The organism is Desulforhopalus sp. IMCC35007, from assembly GCF_005116575.1.
In the GTDB taxonomy this organism is placed as follows: Bacteria; Desulfobacterota; Desulfobulbia; order Desulfobulbales; family Desulfocapsaceae; genus Desulforhopalus_A.
This window is the reverse complement of sequence record NZ_SWCN01000110.1, coordinates 1-254: the sequence shown is the minus strand read 5'-3', so window position 1 is coordinate 254 and position 254 is coordinate 1. Positions and strand designations below refer to the sequence as shown.

1 protein-coding gene is annotated in these 254 nt (G+C 39.0%); it reads right to left on the bottom strand.

Features of this window, described 5'->3' with window-relative positions; all coding sequences use genetic code 11:
• The coding region (locus tag FCL48_RS26060) for a transposase (RefSeq protein ID WP_136876767.1) at positions 1-78 on the bottom strand (78 nt) is incomplete at its 3' end.
• Between the last annotated feature and the right edge of the window lie 176 nt (positions 79-254).

Sequence of the window (254 nt, the reverse complement as noted above, 5' to 3'; positions counted from 1 at the left end):
ACATTCAGGACAGATGTATCCTTCTGGCCATCGTATACGAAAAAGAGCTTCGTAACATTGTTTCTCTGTACCGTACATTGAAAGAAATGCTCCTACACTTAAACCTTTTTGAAATTGAACTTTATTTGTAACTACTCACCCCTATCATTATTCGGTGCTAAATCTTGTTTTGTAAGAGCGATCTGAATAGCAACGAGGGGATTAACTCCTATGGCCGCCATAGTTTGCAGATAACTTGAGATCCGACAATATGC